Here is a 19,966-nt window from a genome sequence, read left to right on the forward strand (position 1 = left end):
CCGTCCAGCCGGTAAAGTGAGTTTCATGTCATCGGACACCCGCGACCGAATACTCGACGCTCTCGAATCGATGCTGATCGAACACGGCATGACCAAAGTGACCCTCGACAGCGTCGCCGCCGCCGCAGGCGTCTCCAAGGGCGGACTGCTCTACCACTTCAAGACCAAGGACGCGCTGATTGCCGCCATGGTGCGACGACTCGGCGCCCAGGCCGATCAGCAGCGCGCCGACGCCGCAGCAGGCGGCACCTCGGTGGCCGAGTGGTATCTGCAACCGCCCGGCTCCATCTCCGAGAAGGAGATCGCCCTGTATCGATCGACCCTGGCCGCCTTGCGCAGCGTCGACGGCAATTCCGGCGAGGTGCAGGACGCCGTCACCGAGATGATGCGGTTGTGGGACGAGGGTCTGCGCACCGAAATCGACGATCCGGTTCAGGCCGAGATCATCCGACTCGTCGGTGACGGCATCTACCTCGGAGCCCTTCTCGATCTCCCGGGGGTGGACCCCGACCTGCATCGACGCGTGGTCGATCGCCTGCTCGGTCGGTAGCTCACGTCAGGTAGCGGTACACCGGCGAGCCTGGCTCGAGCTGCTCGACCTGCAGGTGCGAATCACGCATGCGTTCGAGAAGCGGACTGAGCCCGCCCGCCGACCCGAGTTCGATGCCGACCAGAGCAGCACCGGTCTCGCGGTTGTTGCGCTTGACGTACTCGAACAGCGTGATGTCGTCCTCGGGGCCGAGGACCTCGTCGAGGAATCGGCGCAGCGCCCCGGGTTCCTGCGGGAAGTCCACCAGGAAGTAGTGCTTGAGCCCCAGGTGAACCAGCGAGCGCTCGAGGATTTCGCCGTAGCGGGAGACGTCGTTGTTGCCACCCGAGACCAGGCACACAACGGTGCTGCCGGGGGCGATGTCGAGGTGCTCGAGCGCGGCGACGGCGAGCGCCCCTGCGGGCTCGGCGATGACGCCCTCGTTCTGATAGAGCGCCAGCATCGCAGTGCAGATCGCGCCCTCGTCGATCTGCGTGATCAGAAACGCACCGGGGCCCGCACTGTCGAACACCGGCGCAGTGAGCAGTGGCAGGGAGGCGTGCGAAACCACACTCGCCCCCAGCGACCGCAGCGCGGCGTAAGGCACGTCCCCGATGCGGCGGACGGCAGCGCCGTCGACGAACGGATCGATGTCGGCGAGCGTGACCGGACCACCGGCGATGAGTGCGGCGGTCATCGACGCGGCTCCGGACGGCTCGACGCCCACCAGCGAGGTCTGCGGTGCGCGCTCGCGCAGGTAACTCGAGATGCCTGCGATGCATCCGCCGCCGCCGACGGGCATGACGACGACGTCCGGTGCGCTACCGAGTTGGTCGACTATCTCGGCGGCGATGGTGCCCTGGCCGGCGACGGTACGGGGATCGTCGAACGGCGGCACCATCGTGGCACCGGTACGAGCGACATCCTCGGCAGCCGCGGCAGCTGCCGCGTCGAACGTATCGCCGATGACGATGAGATCGACGAACTCGCCACCGTGCACCCGGATGCGGTCACGCTTCTGCTTGGGAGTGTTGGCCGGGACGTAGATGCGACCGCGGACCTGCATCGTGCGGCATGCGAAGGCGACGCCCTGCGCGTGGTTTCCGGCGCTCGCCGTCACCACGCCCACGGAGCGCTCGGCGTCGGTCAGCTGATCCATCAGGTTGTACGCGCCGCGAATCTTGTACGACCGCACGATCTGCAGGTCCTCGCGCTTGAGGTAGACCTTCGCGCCCGTCTCGGCCGACAGCCGCTCGCACAGCTGCAGGGGTGTCGCGGCCACCACCGAAGAAATTCGCACCGCAGCGGCATCGATGTCGGCAGCGGTGACGGCTACCGACGATGAGTGCTGGGAGGCGAGTTCAGGGGATGAAGACACCAGGACATGCTGCCACCAGCGTGGAACGGTTGCCCATCCGGGACCGGGTGAACGGCGACCGGTGCTGATCTTCAGCTTTGGCCCACCCAATATTCAGATGCCTACCTGGACAGGTGGGCATCTGAATACTCGGTGGGCAGACACGCTCGATACCGCTTTCAGGCGCGCGAAAGGACGAAGACCGGAATCTCACGATCGGTCTTCTTCTGGTACTCCGCGTAGTCGGGGTACGCGGCAACCGAGCGTTCCCACCACAAGGCCTTCTCGTCGCCGGTCACCTCACGTGCGATGTAGTCGTGCTTGTCCGGACCGTCCTGCAGCTCGACGAGCGGCTCGGCCTTGACGTTGTGGTACCAGACCGGGTGCTTCGGTGCGCCGCCGAGGGAGGCGACGATGGCGTACTCACCATCGTGTTCGACCTTCATCAACGGTGACTTGCGCAGCTTTCCGCTCTTGTTTCCCTTCGTGGTCAGCAGCACTACCGGCATACCGTTCATCATCGTGCCTTCGGTCCCGCCGGAGTTCTCGTACAGCTCGGCCTGCTCGCGGGCCCAGTCGGATGAACTCGGTTCGTATTCTCCTGTCAATGGCATGACTTTCAGTCAACACCTCCAGGCTTCGAGACGCCACGAGATCGGCAACATTGCCAGGCCCGGACCTCAAGTTCGGTGGACCGAATCTTTTGCTGGGTATAGTCTGAACTTCCCGCAGAGGACACCCGAACCTGCCGGTGGCACCAGAGGAGAACGCGATGACCTACACGAGCACCCAGGTGAGCCGTCGACCCGCTCCTGCCCTGCGCACCGCGGACGTGGCCGGCATCGCCTGGCCCGTCTACAAGCTCGAAGCCCTCGCACTCGGATTTCTCGTATTCGCCGCGACCCTCGTCGTTGCCGGCTCCCTGCAGGCAGCAGTACTGGCCGGCGCAGCGGTCGCCGTCGTCGCCTGGTGGACGCTGCGCCTGATCGAGCTGGGTTCGACCGGGCCGACGTCAGCCCGTCAGGCAGCCCGGCCCGAGTAGCGCTTTCAGGTCTCCCATCAACGCCGACGTCGGCGTGACGCGCAGACTGTCGTCCAGCTTCATCGTGGTGATCTTGTCGCCACTGACCAACCGCAGGTGCACATCCGAGGTTCCCGGGTGGCTCGACAGCACCCGCTTGAGGGCACCGACCTTGTCCGCCGTGCACAACCGAGTCGGCAGACTCACCGCAAGTGGCTTGTCGATGCCGATCGCGGACAGATCGGGTACCGCAAGATCGTTGGCGATCAACGAGATTCGATCGTCGCGCACCGACACACGGCCCTTGACGAGCACCACCGAGTCCTCGGTGACATCGGCACCGAACACCGAGTACGCCTGCGGGAAGAACAGCACCTCGATACCGCCGGCCAGGTCCTCGAGCTGAGCCGAAGCCCACGTCAGGCCGTTCTTGTTGATCCGACGATTCACCGAAGCCAGAATGCCGCCGACGGTGACCTGTGTGCCGTCCTTGATGTCACCCTCGAGGATGGTGGGGATGTTGCAGTCGGACTTCGCGGCCAGCATGTGCTCGATGCCCAGGAGCGGGTGGCCCGAGACGTAGAGGCCGAGCATCTCGCGTTCGAGGGCGAGCCGATGCTTGGATTCCCACTCCTCGTCCGGTACCCGGACGTTGAACACGGCGGAGATGGACTCGTCGGCATCCTCGCCGCCGAACAGGTCGAACTGACCGATCGCCTCGGCCTTCTTGGTGCCCATCACCGCGTCGATCGCGTCGGCGTGAATGAGCATCAACCCCTTGCGAGGATGATCGAGTGAGTCGAAAGCACCTGCCTTGATAAGGGATTCGGTGACCTTCTTGCTGCACGCGATCGCATCGATCTTGCCGAGGTAGTCGGAGAAGTCGGTGTACTTGGACTTCTCCGATCGCGCCCTGATGATCGACGCGACCACGTTGGTACCGACGTTGCGGACGGCACCGAGACCGAACCGGATGTCCTTGCCCACCGACGCGAAGTTGAGTTCGGATTCGTTGACGTCCGGTGGCAGCACCGTGATGCCGAGCTTGCGACAGTCTGCGAGGTAGATCGCGGCCTTGTCCTTGTCGTCACCGACGCTGGTGAGCAGTCCGGCCATGTACTCGGCCGGGTAGTTGGCCTTGAGGTATGCCGTCCAGTACGACACCAGGCCGTAGCCCGCGGAGTGAGACTTGTTGAACGCGTAGCCCGCGAAGGGCAGCACGGTGTCCCACAGCGCCTTGATGGCCGCCTCGGAGAAGTCGTTGTCCAACATGCCCTGTCGGAATCCGGCGTAGGCCTTCTCCAGCTCGGAGAGCTTCTTCTTGCCCATGGCGCGACGCAGCAAGTCGGCCTGGCCGAGGGTGTAGCCGGCCACCTTCTGCGCCAGCTGCATGATCTGCTCCTGGTAGACCACCAGACCGTATGTCTCGCCGAGAATCACCTTGAGCGGCTCTTCGAGCTCCGGGTGAATCGGCTTGACCTCTTGCCTACCGTTCTTGCGGTCGGCGTAATCGTTGTGCGAGTTCATGCCCATCGGACCCGGCCGGTACAGGGCCAGGACGGCGACGATGTCCTCGAAGCCGGTGGGCTGCATACGGCGGAGCAGATCGCGCATGGCGCTGCCGTCGAGCTGGAAGACGCCGAGAGTGTCTCCGCGAGAAAGCAAGTCGAAGGTCGCCGGGTCGTCGAGCGGGAGTGCGTCGAGGTCGATGTCGATGCCGCGGTTGGCCTTGATGTTGTCGATGGCGTCGCCGATGACGGTGAGGTTGCGCAGCCCCAGGAAGTCCATCTTGAGCAGGCCGATGGCCTCGCACGACGGGTAGTCCCAGCCGGTGATGATCGCGCCGTCCTGCGCACGCTTCCACACCGGAATGGCGTCGGTGAGCGGCTCGGAGGACATGATGACCGCGCAGGCGTGCACGCCTGCGTTGCGGATCAGGCCCTCGAGGCCCTTGGCCGTCTTGTAGATGGTCGCGACGTCGGGGTTGGAGTCGATCAGCGCCCTGACCTCGACGGCTTCCTTGTAGCGCTCGTGCGCAGGGTCGGTGATGCCCGCGACGGAGATGTCCTTGGCCATGATGGGCGGCGGAAGTGCCTTGGTGATCTGATCGGCGATTCCGAAGCCGGGCTGGCCGAACTGCACTCGTGCGGAGTCCTTGATGGCGGCCTTGGTCTTGATGGTGCCGAACGTGATCACCTGGGCCACTCGATCGCTGCCCCACTTCTCGGTGGCGTAGCGGACCATCTCACCGCGGCGACGATCGTCGAAGTCGATATCGATATCGGGCATCGACACACGCTCGGGGTTGAGGAATCGCTCGAACAGCAGACCGTGCGGCAGTGGGTCGATGTTGGTGATGCCCATGGCATACGCGACCAACGATCCGGCAGCGGACCCTCGGCCGGGCCCGACGCGGATGCCGACGGCCTTGGCGTGGTTGATCAGGTCGCCGACCACGAGGAAGTAGGCCGGGAAGCCCATCTCGAGAATGACCTTGATCTCGTACTCCGCGCGCGCGAGGTAGTCCTCGGCCGGCCCGTCGGGGAACCGACGCTCGAGCCCGGTCATGACCTCGTGGCGCAACCAGGTGCCCTGAGTGTGACCCTCGGGCACGGGGAAGATCGGCATCCGGTCGCGGTGCGCCCACACCTCGTCGTAGGGCTGCACTCGCTCGGCGATGAGCAGGGTGCTGTCACAGGCACCGGGCACCTGATCGTCCCAGAGCTCGCGCATCTCGGCGGCGGACTTGAGGTAGTAGCCGTCACCGTCGAACTTGAAGCGAGTGGGATCGCTGAGCGTCTTACCGGTCTGGATGCACAGCAGCGCCTCGTGGTTCTCGGCGGCGTCCTTGGTGACGTAGTGGCAGTCGTTGGTGGCCAGCGGCGGAATCGAGAGCTTCTTGCCGATGTCGAGCAGGCCTTCGCGGACGCGTCGCTCGATGGACAGGCCGTGATCCATCAGTTCGAGAAAGAAGTTCTCCGGGCCCCATATCTCGCGCCACTTGGCGGCGGCCTCGAGCGCCTCACGATCCTGGCCGAGACGCAGCCGAGTCTGCACCTCCCCCGACGGGCAGCCGGTGGTGGCGATGATGCCCTCGGCGTGGGAGGCGATGATCTCCTCGTCCATCCGGGCCCACTTGCCCAGCTGCCCCTCGATGGAGGCGAGCGAGGACAGCTTGAACAGGTTCCGGACTCCGGTGGCGTTCTCGGCGACCATCGTCATGTGCGTGTACGCACCGCTACCGGAGACGTCGTCGGACTTCTGACTCCGATCGCCCCACAGCACGCGCTTCTTGTTGAACCGGGACTCGGGGGCGATGTATGCCTCGATGCCGATGATCGGTTTGATGCCGGCCTTCTTGGCCTCGTTGTAGAACTCGCTGGCCCCGTACATGTTGCCGTGGTCGGTCATGCCGACTGCCGTCATCTCCAACCGTGCTGCCTCGGCGAACATGGCCCCGATCTTGGCGGCACCGTCGAGCATCGAATATTCGGTGTGGTTGTGCAGATGAACGAACGAATCGGCCACGAAGGTTCTCCTGAAGGTCGTGCGCTATCGAAATACGAGCCGCGAATGTACTCACTCTAGGCGGTGAAACCGACAGATTTTTCAGGCCGACGGTGTGTCCTGGGAGGACGTGACGGGTGTGACGAACGAGACTGAAGTGGCCTCATTCGGTCGGCACCGGGCCGTCGTCCGGAAGCGGTCCGACGACGTCGACGTACTCCGGCAGGAGCGGCTCGACCGCGAACTTGCCGGACACTGCATCCGGCGGAAGCGCCTGCACCGCTCGCACATCGGCACGGCCGGCCAGCTCGGTCAACTCGGCAGGGGTACCGCGCACCACCACTGTCGCCACACACGCACACCCGTCGAGCAGACGTCGCTGCGACACCGCGGCGATCCGGGCCTGCCGGTCCCCCGCCCCGAACGATTCCTCCGCCAGGCTCGCTGCACGCGCGGTCGAATTCAGCACCGAGCGTTCACTGCCCGGTACACCCACGGTGAGTATCGGAGTCTGCACGCGATCGAGCGGAACACGCAGCAGCACCTGCGAGATCCGGACCCCGTCGGCGACGGCATAAGCCTGTTCGGCGGTGAGCTCGCGATCGAACGACACCGAGCCCCATCGAGGTTCGGCGTTGTCGCTACGCAGGCTCGCCTCGGCGCGGGCCAGGTAATCGGTCACCTGCTCGCCGCTGTCCGGGCCGAGCCGGTCGGTGCTCACGCTCGGCAGTCGTACCGGATTCAGGTGCCCGATCAGGGCGAGGGCCCCGATCACGAGTGCAGCGACAACGACGCCGCCGAGCACACCGGACACTCCCCTGGTGCGCATCACGCCTTCCGAAGCACCTCGAGTGCATGCTCGAGGTCGGCCGGATACTTGCTCTCGATCTCGACCCAGCGGCCGTCGGAGGGATGCGCGAAACCCAGCGAGCGTGCGTGCAGCCACTGTCGTTCCAGCCCCAACCGTTCGGCCAGCCGCGGATCGGCTCCGTAGGTCAGATCGCCGCAGCACGGATGCCGCAGAGCCGAGAAGTGCACCCGAATCTGGTGTGTACGACCGGTTTCCAAGTGCACGTCCAGCAGGCTCGCCGCCTGGAACGCCTCGACCGTGTCGTAATGGGTGACGCTGGGCTTGCCGTCGGCACGCACGGCGAACTTCCAATCGTTGCTGCCGTGTCGACCGATCGGGGCATCGATCGTTCCACTGCTCGGATCCGGGTGGCCCTGCACCAGTGCGTGGTAACGCTTGTCGATGGTCCGCGCCTTGAACGCCCGCTTGAGCACGGTGTACGCCCGCTCGGACGTAGCGACCACCATGACCCCCGACGTACCGACGTCGAGGCGGTGGACGATGCCCTGCCGCTCGTGCGCACCGGAGGTCGAAATCCGGAAACCGGCGGCCGCGAGACCGCCGATGACGGTGGGGCCGGTCCAGCCGACACTGGCGTGCGCGGCGACCCCGACGGGCTTGTCCACGGCCACGATGTCGTCGTCGGCGTAGAGAATTTCCATCCCCTCGACGGGCTCCGCCTCGATCGTCAACTCACGGGCGGGCTCGGGCAGCGTCACTTCGAGCCACGAACCAGCGGCCAGCCGATCGGACTTGCCGACGGCACCGTGATCGACCAGAACCGAGCCCTCCTCGGCCAGGGTCGCGGCGACGGTACGCGAGAGCCCGAGCAGCCGAGCGAGACCGGCGTCCACCCTCATTCCGTCCAGGCCGTCGGGCACCGGCATCGAGCGCGATTCCCTCACTTGTCGGCCTCGCCTGCGGCGTCGGAACTCGATTTGGTGACCCGTTCGCCGTTCGGCTCGAACCCGAACAGGCTCAGGACAACGAGCAGGATCGCGCCACAGACGATGGACGAGTCGGCCACGTTGAACACCGGCCACCAACCCACCGACACGAAGTCGACGACGTGTCCCTGGAACGGCCCCGGTGCACGGAAGAAGCGGTCGATCAGGTTGCCGAGTGCCCCGCCGAGAACCAGACCCAATCCCAGTGCCCACCACGGCGATCGCAGCGTCCGACCGATCTTGATCACTCCGATGACGACCGCAACGGCCACCACAGTGAGCAACCAGGTCATGCCGGTGGCCATCGAGAACGCCGCACCGGGGTTGCGTACCAGCCGCAACGTCACGACGTCTCCGACGATCGCGATCGGGTTGCCGGGCTTGACGTAGTGAACGACCACGATCTTGGTCACGAGATCGAACAGAAGAATCACGGCCGCGATCGCGATCAGCAACCGCGTCTTGAGCGGCTTCGGAAGCCGATTCCCGGCGCTGTCGGTCTCGGTCACCTGCGAGTCCGCGGTCTCGTTCGGTGCCGGAACACTACTCGTCTCGGCTGGCGGATCGTCGGCGCGGTCTTCACTCACCTGTCCATCATGGCGTATGGACGGCGGCGGGTCCTCATCCGTGCCGCGCACCACCGATCACCGCGGGCGGTGTCAGTAGCCTGGTGCCCGTGAAGTCGACCGATCGAAACCGCACCGTCCGCTCCGGCACCGTCCGCTCCGGTTTTCTCGCTGCCTGCTGTGCAGTGGCTCTCGTCGCCGGATGTTCGAGCACCGACACCGACACCGAGCCCGCTCCCGAGCAGGCCGCGTCCTCCAACGAGGTGACCATCGCCGTGACGCCGACGACCACCACGGTCGTCGACCCCGGTGCCGAGCCACGGCGCGTGCTGGCTTTCGACACCTCCGACTCGGAGGAGCAGAACGTCGACCTCACCACCACCTCCACCGTCTCGCAGCAGATCGACAACGGGGCTCCGCAGGACTTCTCCAGTCCCGAACTGACCGTGCCCCTGTCGGCGTCGACGTCCGACACCGTGCCGGACGACGACGCCGCGACCGGCGCGACACGCTCCGTCGATCTGACCATCGGAGCCGCGACGTCACCCGACGAAGGACTGACCGACGCACTCTCCGCCTCCGAGGGCTCGTCGGCGCGGCTGGCGACCACCGACTCGGGGGCGATCACGGCACTGCACATCACCCCCGCCGACGCCGCGCTCGATACCGCCCGCGCGGCGATCGAACGCTCGTTGAACGCCGCGGTGTACCGCTCCGTCGACTTCCCCGACGCAGAGGTGGGAGTGGGCGCGGTATGGACCGTCGATCAGCAGGTACTGAGCGGCATCACGTTGAACCAGCGCACCACGGTCACGCTGCGAGCGCTCGACGGTGACCGAGCGACCCTGGACGTCGCGATCACCCAGACGCCCGAATCGACCACATGGAACCTGCCCGACGGAGCCGGCACGCTGAACATCGCGACGTACACCTTCACCGGCTCGGGAACTCTGGAGATGGATCTGGCACGACCGCTTCCCGTCGGCGGGTCGATCACCGCAGGTGGCGAGCAGATGTACACCGACCCCGACAGCACCACCGTGCTGCGCCAGACCGTCGGAGACTCGATCACCTGGGCTGCCCGATGACGGCGCGGACCACGACGCAGCTGCTGGCGGCGCTGTCGCTCGTCGGCATCGCCGCAACCGGGTGCAGCGCGGACGAGCCGGCCCCGACCCCTGCAGTCGCGCCCAGCTCCGTCGCCGCGCCCGATCCCCTGCTCGGTGCCCCCATCACCGACTCCGGCGTCCTGGCCGCAGCGATGTTGGGTCTCGGCGACCTCCCGGACGGGTTCTCCTCGATCCCCGACCCGGTCAGGGATCTGGGACTCGACCCGGCTCCCGAATACGACTCCCCCGACAAGTCCGGTACCGACCCGGCCGAGTGTGCCGCAGTACTGGCCCCGATCTCGGAGCAGCAGGGCGGTGCGGCGTCGAACGCAGTCGCCCGCTTCTCGGGACCGAACTTCTCGTCGATCGACGAGGATGCGGCAAGCTACTCCGATACGGGCACGGCCGAGGCCTTCACTGCGATTCAGCAGGCGTGGGCGGGGTGCACGACGTTCAGCGGCACGGATGCGGACGGGGTGAGCGTCGACTACGCGTTGGCGGGCCGAGAGCAGTCGTCGGTCGGTGACGCATCGGCCTCGGTACGCCTGACCACCAGCAGTGAAGGGTTCACCTTGATCTCCGATGTGGTGGTGGCCGTGGTCGACTCGACAGTCGTCCAGATCGTCGTCTCCGATCAGAGCGGCCTCGAGCCCGAGGCCGTCACCGCTGTCGCCGAGGCGGCCGTCGAGCGCATTCGATCGGTGACGCCGAGCATGTGAATCGGGCCGGTCGGCCAACGAAAAACTGCCGGTGACACATCCCCGAGGGGACATGTCACCGGCAGTTTTCTGTCGGTCAGAGACGATCGGCAGGACTCAGGGTGCGGGGCACGCCGGGCTGGTCAGCTGCGCGAGCGAGACGATGCCGCAGGCGTTGTCCTTGGAGAGCTTCCAGACGCCGTCCTCGGGGACGAACTGGAAGGTGCCGGGGTTGGCCTGACCGTTGAGCGTGATCGTGATGCCGGCGTTGAGGACTCCGGTACCGAGGTCGTCGATGCTGGTGATCTCGATCTGCGCGTTGTTTGCGACCGCAGCGGCGGCGACCTGGTTGATCAGCTCCGGATCGGCGGACGCACCCTGGATCAGGGCAGCCTTCTCCTCGACCGGAACGTTGGGGTCGAGCCCGCGCGCGAGCTGACCGTTGAGCTCCTCGACAGTGGGGACCGGGGGGTACGCACCGGCGTCGGGAGCGGCAGACGCAGAGGTGGTAACCGCCGTCGTCGTCGCGGCGGGCTCTTCGTCGCCGCCGGAGCTGCAGGCGGTCATGGTGAGCGCTGCGGCGATGGCGATGCCGGCAACCATTGCCCGTCGGGTGTTGCGAAGCTTCAAGTGCTTGTCCTTTTCACTCTGAGTCACGTCTCGATCGTTCTGTGACTCGTCGGTCGTCTGGAATGGGGTCGTCTCGGACCTGGTCCACTATGTCAGCTCGACACGCCCGAGTCACAACGCGATCGGCATACCTGTGAAACCTCACAGAGTTTCCTCAGCCACGCCACAACTCACCTCAGGCTGTCGAGAACGTCGGCAACGACCAGGTTCTCGTCCGATTCGGCGAAGGTGCGTGCGATTCCCGGCCCACTGGTTCTGGTCTCGAATCGGACGGTCACCACCGAGTGACCGGCCCCCTGCACCCAGCCGTGACCGAAGTCGGGGTGCCGGACGTCCATACCCGGTTGCCACCGTGGGCCTTCCTGGACGACGACATCCGCGGCGGCCTCGATCGGGGCGGGCGACTCCTCGGTCGCATCGGCGACCGGCTCGTGCTCCAGTTCGGGAAACAGCGACCCCTGCCGCACGGCCGACAGCCCGGCCAATCCGACCCCGACCAGCCTGATCGGACCGACGTCGACCGGATCGACGGCAAGTCGCTGGGCCGTGGCCACGATGGTCTGCTTGTCCACCGTCGCGTAGGGCAACGTAGCCGATCGAGTGATGATGCTCATGTCGGACTTGCGCAGCTTGAGCACCACCGTCCTGGCACCCCGGCCGTCCTTCAGCAACCGGCGATGCGTCGAGTCGACGATGGACTCGATGGCCGGGCGGAGCTGAGCGAGCGAGATCAGGTCCTGTGCGAACGTCGTCTCGGCACTGACCTGCTTGGCCTCGGCCCGCTCGGCCACGACGCGGTTGTCGATTCCGCGTGCGAGCTGATGCAGGCTCGGTCCCATCGTGGCCCCGAGAATCGACGCCACCTCGGACTCGGGCGTGGCCACGAACTTGCCGATGGTGTCGATGCCCAAGCGCCGCAGGCGCTCGCCGGCCACCGGTCCGATCCCCCACAGTTTCCGCACCGGAAGAGCCGCCATCAGCTCGGCCTGGATTCCGGGAGCGACGACGGTGATGCCGTCGGGCTTGGCCAGTCCCGACGCGATCTTGGCGATCTGTTTTCCGGACCCGGCACCGATCGAGGCGACCAGCCCGGTCTCGGCGAGTATCAGTGCGCGCAGGCCCGCGCAGAACTGCTCGACCTCGTGCACCGTCGCTCCGGCGAGTTCGAGCGGCTCACCGAACGCCTCGTCGATCGAAAGTTGTTCGAGGACGGGCATAGGTCCCCGTAGTGCCTCGAAGGCTCGTCGGCTCAGCTCCGAGTAGAGAACGAACCGCGGCGGCAACACCACGGCCCCGGCTCCCACGAGTCGGCGAGCCTGATGCATCGGCATGGCCGAACGGGCTCCGAACGCGCGGGCCTGGTAGCTGCAACCGGCCACCACGCCCCGCCCGCCCGCGCCGCCGACGAGAACCGGACGGCCCCGCAACGTGGGGCGAGTCAGCTGTTCGGCGGAGGCGAAGAACGCGTCCATGTCCAGGTGCAGCACCCAACGACGACTCCGCAGGGTGTCGTCGGCGATATCGGGCACGGTGGTCAACGGCGGTCGTCGGTGGCGAATCCGAGAGCCTGCGCGGCGCGTTCGGGTGTCGGATCCGACCACAGCTCGCCGTACATCTCGCTCGTCGTCAGCGACCGCATGTGCGCTGAGTCGATGTACAGGGTGCCGTGCAGATGATCGGTTTCGTGGGCCACGATCCTGGCCGGCCAGCCACGAACCACCTCGTCGATCTCGCGGCCGGTCTCGTCGGTGCACTCGAGCCGCACCTGGGCCGCTCGCGTCACGACGGCCTGGTAGCCGGGAACACTGAGGCATCCCTCGTAGAAGCCGGCGGTCCGCGGTCCGACCGGGGTGTACCGGGGATTGACCAGTACGCGGAACGGAAGCGGTGTGCGCTCCCGGGCGCGCGCGACATCCGCTCCGACGTCGTGGCAATCCTCGATCACTGCGATCTGGAGCGGGATGCCGATCTGCGGTGCGGCCAGACCGACACCGGGTGCGTCGTGCATGGTCGCGCGCATCACCTCGATCAACTCCGCGAACGTCTCGGAGTCGAGCTGCCCGGCATACGGCGCAGCCCTGGCCCGCAGAACCGGGTGGCCTGCGGCGACGATCGGCACGACGCCGCCGTGAGCTTCGGCGAGAAGCTCACGGACGGAGTCGGCCGATACGTCGCCATCGATCATGACGACTTGGTGATCGCGGCCCGCACTCCCTCACCGAGATCGCTGCCGTCGTCCCCGACGCGGCCGTCGACGAGCGAGAGTGCGAGCACCTCGCCTGCGATCAGATCACGATGGGTGTCGAGCCACGCCTGCCGATGCTCGGGGACCTCGATGACGATGTCGATCCGATCCGAGACGTCGAATCCGTGATTGCGTCGCGCGTCCTGCAGTTCGCGGATGCGGTCCTTGGCCCAACCCTCCGCTTCGAGCTCCTCGGTGACAGCGGAATCGAGCACGACCAGTCCGGCGTTTCCGGGCAGCGGTGCCGTCGATTCGGGCTCGGCGGCAACGAGTTTGCGCGTGTACTCCTCCGGCAACAACGCGATGCCTGCGGCGCTCACGACTCCGTCGGCATCCTCTTCCCAATCGCCTGCCTTGACTGCCTTGATCACTTTCTGGACGTCCTTGCCGATACGAGGGCCCGCAGCACGGGCATTGACGACGAGCTCGAACTTTCCGTGTACGGCAACGTCTTCGGTCAGATCGACCTTCTTGACGTTGACCTCGTCGGAGATGATGTCGACGAACGGGCGCAGGCGCTCCGCATCGGCGGCTGCGACCGTCACCTCGGGCAACGGCAACCGCACGCGCAGGTTCTGTGCCTTGCGCAGACCCAGCACGGTGGAGCACACGGTGCGGACCTCGTCCATGCTCTCGACCAGTTCGGGATCCGACGGCAGTTCGCCTGCCTCGGGCCAGTCGGTCAGGTGCACCGAGCGGCCGCCGGTCAATCCACGCCACACCACTTCGCTGATCAGCGGCAACAGCGGGGCGGCGATGCGAGTGAGCACCTCGAGCACGGTGTGCAGGGTGTCGATGGCGTCGGCGTCCTCGCTCCAGAACCGCGAACGAGACCGTCGCACATACCAATTGGTCAACGCATCGCAGAACGTGCGCAGCTCGTCGCAGGCACCGGCGATGTCGTTGCCCTCGAGCGCATCGGTGATGGCATCGCGGGTGGCCGACAGCTTGGCCAACACGTAGCGATCGAGCACGTTCGACGAATCGGTTCGCCACTGCCCGGGCTTCGACGCGTAGAGCTGCAGGAAGCTCCACGCATTCCAGATCGGCAGCAACGCCTGGCGCACGCCCTCGCGGATGCCCTGCTCGGTGACGATGAGGTTGCCGCCGCGCAGGATCGGTGAGGACATCAGGAACCACCGCATGGCATCGGAACCGTCGCGGTCGAAGACCTCCTTGACGTCCGGGTAGTTGCCCTTGGACTTGCTCATCTTCAAGCCGTCTTCACCGAGCACGATGCCGTGTGCGGCAACGGTCTTGAACGCCGGGCGATCGAACAGTGCGGTCGCCAGCACGTGCAGCGTGTAGAACCACCCTCGCGTCTGCCCGTTGTACTCGACGATGAAATCGCCCGGGTTGTGCGTGGAGAACCACTCCTCGTTCTCGAACGGGAAGTGCACCTGCGCATACGGCATCGAACCGGACTCGAACCAGCAGTCCAACACCTCGGGGACGCGCCGCATCGTCGACTTGCCGGTCGGATCGTCCGGGTTGGGCCGGGTCAACTCGTCGATGTAGGGGCGGTGCAGATCGGTCGGTCGCACGCCGAAGTCACGCTCGAGCTCGTCCAGGCTGCCGTACACGTCCAGGCGCGGGTACGCCGGGTCGTCGGACGTCCACGCCGGGATAGGGCTGCCCCAGTACCGGTTTCGACTGATGTTCCAGTCGCGGGCACCTTCGAGCCACTTGCCGAACTGGCCGTCCTTGATGTGCTCGGGAACCCAGGTGATCTCCTGGTTCAGCTCGACCATGCGATCACGGAACTTGGTTACCGCGACGAACCACGACGGCACCGCCATGTAGATCAGTGGCTGACCACTGCGCCAGCTGTGCGGGTACGAGTGCTCGATGGTCTCGTGCCGCAGCAACCGACCCGAGGCCTTGAGGTCCTTGATGATCACCGGATTGGCGTCGAACACCATCAGGCCCTCGTACGGCGGCACCAGCGAGGTGAACTTGCCGCCTGCGTCGAGCGGTTGCACCACCTCGATTCCGTTGGCGGTGGCGACGTCCATGTCCTCCTCACCGAAAGCCGGTGCGAGGTGGACGATTCCGGTGCCCGAATCGGTGGTGACGTAGTCGGCCTCGAGCACGCGGTGCGCGTTCTCGTGGCCGAGGAAGAAGTCGTAGGGAGGCGTGTAGGACAGTCCGACCAACTCGGCGCCGGTGTGCTCCGAGAGCACCTCCGGCTCCTCGCCGAGTTCCTTCGCGTAGTGCGAGAGTCGCTGCGCGGCAAGGACGTAACGCTTATCGTCGGTTCCGCGCACCTGCACGTACTGCACCTCGGGGTGCACCGCGATCGCCAGGTTCGACGGCAGGGTCCACGGCGTGGTGGTCCAGATCAGCGCGTTCGCGCCGTCCAGGGGCGAGCCCGGAGCCGTCAACGGCATCGTGACGGTGACCGCGGGATCCTGACGCATCTTGTACGCGTCGTCCAGGCGGGTCTCCTGATTGGACAGGGGCGTCTGCTCGTACCAGCTGTACGGCAGCACTCGGTAGCCCTGGTAGATCAGGCCCTTGTCGTGCAGCGTCTTGAACGCCCACATGACCGACTCCATGAAGTCGACGTCGAGGGTCTTGTAGTCGTTGTCGAAGTCGACCCACCGCGCCTGCCGGGTGACGTAGTCGCGCCACTCGTCGGTGTACTGGAGTACCGACTGCTTGCAGTAGGCGTTGAACTTCGCCAGGCCCATCTCGTCGATCTCGGACTTGTCCTTGATGCCGAGCTGCTTCTCGGCTTCCAGCTCCGCGGGCAGACCGTGGCAATCCCACCCGAAGCGACGCTCGACCTTCTTGCCCCGCATCGTCTGGAATCGTGGAACGAGGTCTTTGACGTAGCCTGTGAGCAGGTGGCCGTAGTGCGGCAGACCGTTCGCGAAGGGCGGGCCGTCGTAGAAGACGAACTCCTCGGCACCTGCCCGATTGTCGATGCTGGCTCGAAAGGTGCCGTCCTCGGCCCACTCGTGCAGAACGATGCGCTCGAGATCGGGGAACGGGACGCTGCCCGATCGGCCCTCGGCCAGGTCGACCAACGGGTACGACCCCGAGTTCGGACGTGCGGTTGCATCTGTCATGTCATGTCTCCTCCGTGCCGGCCGCGTGCGAGACGCGACGCAAAGTTGGCACGGGGACGACATCCGGGCGATCCGTTCGCCCGACACCGCGGTACCACCCCGCTTGCACACTCTCGACGACCCTGCCGTCGGAGCGCGCCACTCCAGTTGAGCTGTGACGGGCTCACCCGTTCGGTTCTACTGAACGCCGTTCCGATACACCTGAGCGCGTCGTCCCGGCATCGTTCTTCCGAAAGCTCCCCGGTGATGGCCGGATCGACGCCTGAAATACGACTGCCTGATTCGTGATGCTACCTGTCGAGCTCGGGCGGAGGCCGTCGGCCCGTAAGCGCTCCGACCAGGAGAAGAACTGCACCCACGATACAGACGACTATGCAGGCCCACGCCCAGACGACGGAACCCGTCATCAGGGCGAGGACCAGAAAGCCGAAGCCGATCGCTGCTGCGCCGAGAGTCAGGACCAACACACCGATTCCTCGCTCACCACTCGACGCGACAACCTGGTCCCGACGCTGCCGCAATCGTCGGCGTCGGAGGACGGTGGTGCGTCAGTTGCCCTTGGCGTACGACTGGCTGTACCCCGAGGACTGATTGTCCTGGTTGAAGTTGTCCTGCCCGTTGTCCACCGGCAGAGCCGAGGAACGGTTCTCGAGCTCTTCGAGCTGCGATTCGAGGTAGGACTTGAGCCGCACACGGTACTCACGCTCGAACGTCTTGAGCTGCTCGATACGCCCCTCGAGCACGGAGCGCTGCTGGTTGATCGTCGCCATGATCTCGGTGTGCTTGCGCTCGGCGTCGGCCTGCAGTGCGTCGGCCTTCTCCTTGGCCTGACGCAGCTGGGTCTCGGACCGGGTCTGCGCGTCGGACAACAGCGACTCGGACTTCTGCCGCGCCTCGGACATCATCGACTCGGAACGCGTACGTGCATCCGACACCAAACGCTCGGCGTTGGTGCGCGCGTTGCCGAGCAGCTGCTCGGACTCCGACTTGGCATCGCCGGTGAGACGATCGGCCATCTCCTGAGCAAGGCCCAGAATCTTGGCGGCCTGCATGTTGGAGTCGCCGCTCTGCTGCGGGGCTGCTGCAACGGGTGCGACCGGTGCGGGCTGCTGCACCACGGGCGGCGGCTTGGGGGGATCGACCGGACGCTGTGGCTCGGCTTTCGGTGCCGCGACCTGAGCCGACTGCGGGCTCTGCCGCGCAGCGTTCTTGGAATCCGCAAGCTCCTGATCGAGCTCACCGACCCGCTGGCGTAGGTCGGCGTTCTCTTCGATCAGTCGCGACAACTCTTGTTCGACGAGGTCGAGAAAAGCGTCGACCTCGTCTTCGTTGTAACCGCGCTTACCGATGGGCGGCTTGCTGAACGCGACATTGTGCACATCAGCTGGAGTCAGCGGCATGGAAGGATCCCTTCACGCGTCTTGGGGCGGTAGAGCAAGCATTCAGTTATATGCCATTCCGCGCGAGTGCAGAACAATCAAACTGTAACTGGCGTCCATTCTGTCACACGGGACACGCAGCATGCGCTGGGTCCCGCGTTCTAACATTCAACTTCGGCCTCAGGCCGCGAGACCGCTGGTCACATTCCACGCGATGAAGACGACGAACAACAGGACCATGATGGACAGGTCCAGTCGCACTCCACCGAGGTTGAGCGGCGGAATTATCTTCCGGAGAAACTTCACCGGCGGGTCTGTCACCGTGAAGATCGCCTCGAGCATGATGACGACCAACCCGGTCGGTTGCCAATCTCTCGCGAAAGTCCTGATGAACTCGACGATGATTCGACCGATGAGAAGGAGCCAAAAAAGAAACAATACGATGTTGATCACCGTGAACACGATCACGGCTATACTCTGCCTGACTTCGCCGGGCTGAGCAAAGCGCGCTGGTCACAGCCCTGAACTACCACCCCGAACAGTGAATATCTCACTGCTGACTGTAGAAACCGGTCTCGGCGATCCGCCTGCGCTCCTGCGGCGAGACGTCGACGTCGGCCGGCGAGAGCAGGAAGACCTTCGTGGCCACCTTGTCGAAGGAACCGCGGAGTGCAAAAGCGAGCCCGGCAGCGAAATCGACCAGCCGCTTGGCGTCCGCGTTGCTCATCTCGACCAGGTCCATGATGACCGGCGTGCCGTCGCGGAAGCGCTCACCGATGGTGCGGGCCTCGCTGTAGTCACGCGGTCGCAGCGTGGTGATCTTCGAGAGCGGGCCGCCGTCGTCCACGATCGGGCTGCGTCGGGTCTCTGCGCGCACGTCCATCCGAGTGTCCATGGCAAGCGCTCCCCTGGTTGCCGCACCGCGCGTGGTCGGTGCCGCGCCGCGTCCTCGTCCGCCGATCGGTGCCAGCGTGGCCGCCGGACGGGGTGCCTCGTAATCGTCGTAGTCGTCCTCGACCTGTGCGTGCCGCGATCCGCCGAAGGACGGCTTCACGAAGTCACGCTCGTCGATGTCGTCGTAGCTGTCGCGACCACCACGGGAGCTGCGTCGCGTGTCCGGATCGTCGAGGTAGTCGTCCTCGTAGTCGGCGAGCGGAACCATGCCGAAGTACGCCTTGAACTTGTGCAGGGTGCTCATCGTTCTGCCTTCCGTGGCGGTGTGTCTACTGTCCATCTCCAGGTTCGCAAGTGTCTGTTGTGACTGATGTGATCCATGGACTGTTATTGCGAGGTTATCGGCCGCGCGCCGAGTATTGCGGTACCGACACGCACGCACGTCGATCCGTGCCGCACAGCAGCTTCCAGGTCTCCGGTCATGCCCGCGGACAGCTCGAGCGCTCCGGGATGGTCCACGAGAAGTCGCGCGTGCAGACTCTCGAGGTCGGCGAATGCTGCGTCCGGATCTGCATCGAGCGGTGGCACCGCCATCAACCCCGCCAGACGCAACCCGGAGGCATTCGACACCGCGTCCGCAAGCTCGCGCAGTTCCTCGCGTTCGACGCCTCCGCGATGCACATCCCCGTCGAGGCTGACCTGAACGATCACGTCGAGTTCGGTCCGACGGACACCCTCGTCCAGTGCCGCCGTCGTCGCCTTCGACAACGCAGTCACCAACCGCGCACTGTCCACGGAATGAATGGAATGCGCCCAGGCGGCCACCGACTTCGCCTTGTTTCGCTGCAGGTGTCCGATCATGTGCCACCGGGGCGGGTCGCCGCTGAAATCGTCGGCCGTCTCGACGACCTTGGGCGACGCGTCCTGCTCGCGGGACTCTCCGAAGTCGCGGCACCCGAGGTCGTACAGGATCCGCACATCCGAGGCAGGGAAGAATTTGGTCACCGGCAGCAGAGCCACATCGGCGGGCGACCGACCCGCGTCGAGACATGCGCGATGCAACCGCTCACGCACCGACGTCAACGCCGTCTCGATCTCTCGCGCCCGGTCCGTGCCCGACGCGCTGCCGCTGAGTTCGCTCATGACAACCTTCTCTGCCG

The 19,966-nt window shown here is 65.7% G+C and carries 19 protein-coding genes; 4 read left to right on the plus strand and 15 right to left on the minus strand.

Annotated elements, in window-relative coordinates:
- The first annotated feature begins 25 nt into the window (after nt 1-25).
- Entirely contained in the window at nt 26-550 is a 525-nt protein-coding gene (locus AB0366_RS21370; protein ID WP_366245707.1) for a TetR/AcrR family transcriptional regulator, read from the plus strand.
- 1 nt (nt 551) lies between these two features.
- On the opposite strand, the gene ilvA is transcribed toward AB0366_RS21370, so the two are convergent.
- Together ilvA and AB0366_RS21380 are read right to left on the minus strand one after the other, a co-directional pair.
- Nucleotides 552-1,907: a threonine ammonia-lyase IlvA gene (gene ilvA / locus AB0366_RS21375; protein WP_366245709.1), complete on the minus strand. Its 1,356-nt coding sequence runs from the start codon at nt 1,905-1,907 to the stop codon at nt 552-554.
- Between the two features lie 158 nt (nt 1,908-2,065).
- Nucleotides 2,066-2,500, minus strand: coding sequence for a nitroreductase family deazaflavin-dependent oxidoreductase (locus AB0366_RS21380; RefSeq protein WP_366245710.1), 435 nt, complete (start codon nt 2,498-2,500; stop codon nt 2,066-2,068).
- Nucleotides 2,501-2,658: 158 nt separating this feature from the next.
- On the opposite strand from AB0366_RS21380, the gene AB0366_RS21385 reads away from it, so the two are divergent.
- A complete protein-coding gene (locus AB0366_RS21385; protein ID WP_366245712.1) occupies nt 2,659-2,928 on the plus strand; it encodes a hypothetical protein in 270 nt (89 codons plus the stop codon).
- Here the strand turns inward: AB0366_RS21385 and dnaE are convergent.
- The 4 genes from dnaE to lspA all read right to left on the minus strand — a co-directional run bounded on the left by dnaE (nt 2,899) and on the right by lspA (nt 8,720).
- Complete coding sequence (gene dnaE, locus AB0366_RS21390) at nt 2,899-6,435, minus strand: DNA polymerase III subunit alpha (protein ID WP_366245713.1); 3,537 nt, start codon at nt 6,433-6,435, stop codon at nt 2,899-2,901. The two genes, AB0366_RS21385 and dnaE, sit on opposite strands and share 30 nt — an antisense overlap.
- 142 nt (nt 6,436-6,577) lie before the next feature.
- On the minus strand, nt 6,578-7,243 hold the full coding sequence (locus tag AB0366_RS21395; protein WP_366245769.1) for a hypothetical protein: 666 nt from the start codon (nt 7,241-7,243) through the stop codon (nt 6,578-6,580).
- Entirely contained in the window at nt 7,243-8,169 is a 927-nt protein-coding gene (locus tag AB0366_RS21400) for an RluA family pseudouridine synthase (protein WP_032394372.1), read from the minus strand. The genes AB0366_RS21395 and AB0366_RS21400 overlap by 1 nt, the downstream gene beginning before the upstream one ends.
- Nucleotides 8,166-8,720: a signal peptidase II gene (lspA, locus tag AB0366_RS21405; RefSeq protein WP_220709138.1), complete on the minus strand. Its 555-nt coding sequence runs from the start codon at nt 8,718-8,720 to the stop codon at nt 8,166-8,168. The genes AB0366_RS21400 and lspA overlap by 4 nt, the downstream gene beginning before the upstream one ends.
- 167 nt (nt 8,721-8,887) lie before the next feature.
- Here lspA and AB0366_RS21410 point away from each other — a divergent pair, with 167 nt between their 5' ends.
- The gene (locus tag AB0366_RS21410) at nt 8,888-9,865 is read left to right on the plus strand and encodes a hypothetical protein (RefSeq protein WP_366245716.1); all 978 of its coding nucleotides are present in this window, start codon (nt 8,888-8,890) and stop codon (nt 9,863-9,865) included.
- Nucleotides 9,862-10,605: a hypothetical protein gene (locus tag AB0366_RS21415; protein WP_366245717.1), complete on the plus strand. Its 744-nt coding sequence runs from the start codon at nt 9,862-9,864 to the stop codon at nt 10,603-10,605. The genes AB0366_RS21410 and AB0366_RS21415 overlap by 4 nt, the downstream gene beginning before the upstream one ends.
- Nucleotides 10,606-10,701: 96 nt before the next feature.
- Here AB0366_RS21415 and AB0366_RS21420 read toward each other — a convergent pair whose 3' ends face one another.
- The 9 genes from AB0366_RS21420 to AB0366_RS21460 all read right to left on the minus strand — a co-directional run bounded on the left by AB0366_RS21420 (nt 10,702) and on the right by AB0366_RS21460 (nt 19,949).
- Complete coding sequence (locus AB0366_RS21420; protein WP_366245719.1) at nt 10,702-11,241, minus strand: hypothetical protein; 540 nt, start codon at nt 11,239-11,241, stop codon at nt 10,702-10,704.
- Between the two features lie 143 nt (nt 11,242-11,384).
- Nucleotides 11,385-12,743 (minus strand): DNA polymerase IV, encoded by a 1,359-nt coding sequence (locus tag AB0366_RS21425; protein ID WP_366245771.1) that lies wholly within the window; start codon nt 12,741-12,743, stop codon nt 11,385-11,387.
- A 5-nt stretch (nt 12,744-12,748) separates the two neighbouring features.
- Nucleotides 12,749-13,399, minus strand: coding sequence for a peptide deformylase (locus AB0366_RS21430; protein ID WP_366245720.1), 651 nt, complete (start codon nt 13,397-13,399; stop codon nt 12,749-12,751).
- Complete coding sequence (ileS, locus tag AB0366_RS21435) at nt 13,396-16,533, minus strand: isoleucine--tRNA ligase (protein WP_366245722.1); 3,138 nt, start codon at nt 16,531-16,533, stop codon at nt 13,396-13,398. The genes AB0366_RS21430 and ileS overlap by 4 nt, the downstream gene beginning before the upstream one ends.
- Before the next feature lie 290 nt (nt 16,534-16,823).
- On the minus strand, nt 16,824-17,000 hold the full coding sequence (locus AB0366_RS21440) for a hypothetical protein (protein WP_179273334.1): 177 nt from the start codon (nt 16,998-17,000) through the stop codon (nt 16,824-16,826).
- An 81-nt stretch (nt 17,001-17,081) separates the two neighbouring features.
- Nucleotides 17,082-17,933, minus strand: coding sequence for a DivIVA domain-containing protein (locus AB0366_RS21445; RefSeq protein ID WP_121869626.1), 852 nt, complete (start codon nt 17,931-17,933; stop codon nt 17,082-17,084).
- Between the two features lie 159 nt (nt 17,934-18,092).
- Nucleotides 18,093-18,380 carry a YggT family protein gene (locus tag AB0366_RS21450; protein ID WP_366245723.1) on the minus strand — a complete coding sequence of 96 codons (288 nt, stop codon included), beginning with the start codon at nt 18,378-18,380 and terminating at the stop codon, nt 18,093-18,095.
- 82 nt (nt 18,381-18,462) lie between these two features.
- Entirely contained in the window at nt 18,463-19,110 is a 648-nt protein-coding gene (locus tag AB0366_RS21455) for a cell division protein SepF (protein WP_094612668.1), read from the minus strand.
- A gap of 83 nt (nt 19,111-19,193) precedes the next feature.
- Nucleotides 19,194-19,949 carry a YggS family pyridoxal phosphate-dependent enzyme gene (locus tag AB0366_RS21460; RefSeq protein WP_366245725.1) on the minus strand — a complete coding sequence of 252 codons (756 nt, stop codon included), beginning with the start codon at nt 19,947-19,949 and terminating at the stop codon, nt 19,194-19,196.
- Nucleotides 19,950-19,966: the final 17 nt, after the last annotated feature.

The organism is Rhodococcus sp. NPDC076796, assembly GCF_040702765.1.
Lineage (GTDB): Bacteria > Actinomycetota > Actinomycetes > Mycobacteriales > Mycobacteriaceae > Rhodococcoides.

Coding starts and splice junctions, on each gene's coding strand:
- AB0366_RS21415 (WP_366245717.1), top strand. CDS start 9,862: ATGACGGCGCGGACCACGACGCAGCTGCTGGCGGCGCTGTCGCTCGTC.
- AB0366_RS21380 (WP_366245710.1), bottom strand. CDS start 2,500: ATGCCATTGACAGGAGAATACGAACCGAGTTCATCCGACTGGGCCCGC.
- ileS (WP_366245722.1), bottom strand. CDS start 16,533: ATGACAGATGCAACCGCACGTCCGAACTCGGGGTCGTACCCGTTGGTC.
- AB0366_RS21395 (WP_366245769.1), bottom strand. CDS start 7,243: ATGCGCACCAGGGGAGTGTCCGGTGTGCTCGGCGGCGTCGTTGTCGCT.
- AB0366_RS21430 (WP_366245720.1), bottom strand. CDS start 13,399: ATGATCGATGGCGACGTATCGGCCGACTCCGTCCGTGAGCTTCTCGCC.
- AB0366_RS21370 (WP_366245707.1), top strand. CDS start 26: ATGTCATCGGACACCCGCGACCGAATACTCGACGCTCTCGAATCGATG.
- AB0366_RS21385 (WP_366245712.1), top strand. CDS start 2,659: ATGACCTACACGAGCACCCAGGTGAGCCGTCGACCCGCTCCTGCCCTG.
- AB0366_RS21460 (WP_366245725.1), bottom strand. CDS start 19,949: ATGAGCGAACTCAGCGGCAGCGCGTCGGGCACGGACCGGGCGCGAGAG.
- AB0366_RS21445 (WP_121869626.1), bottom strand. CDS start 17,933: ATGCCGCTGACTCCAGCTGATGTGCACAATGTCGCGTTCAGCAAGCCG.
- AB0366_RS21455 (WP_094612668.1), bottom strand. CDS start 19,110: ATGAGCACCCTGCACAAGTTCAAGGCGTACTTCGGCATGGTTCCGCTC.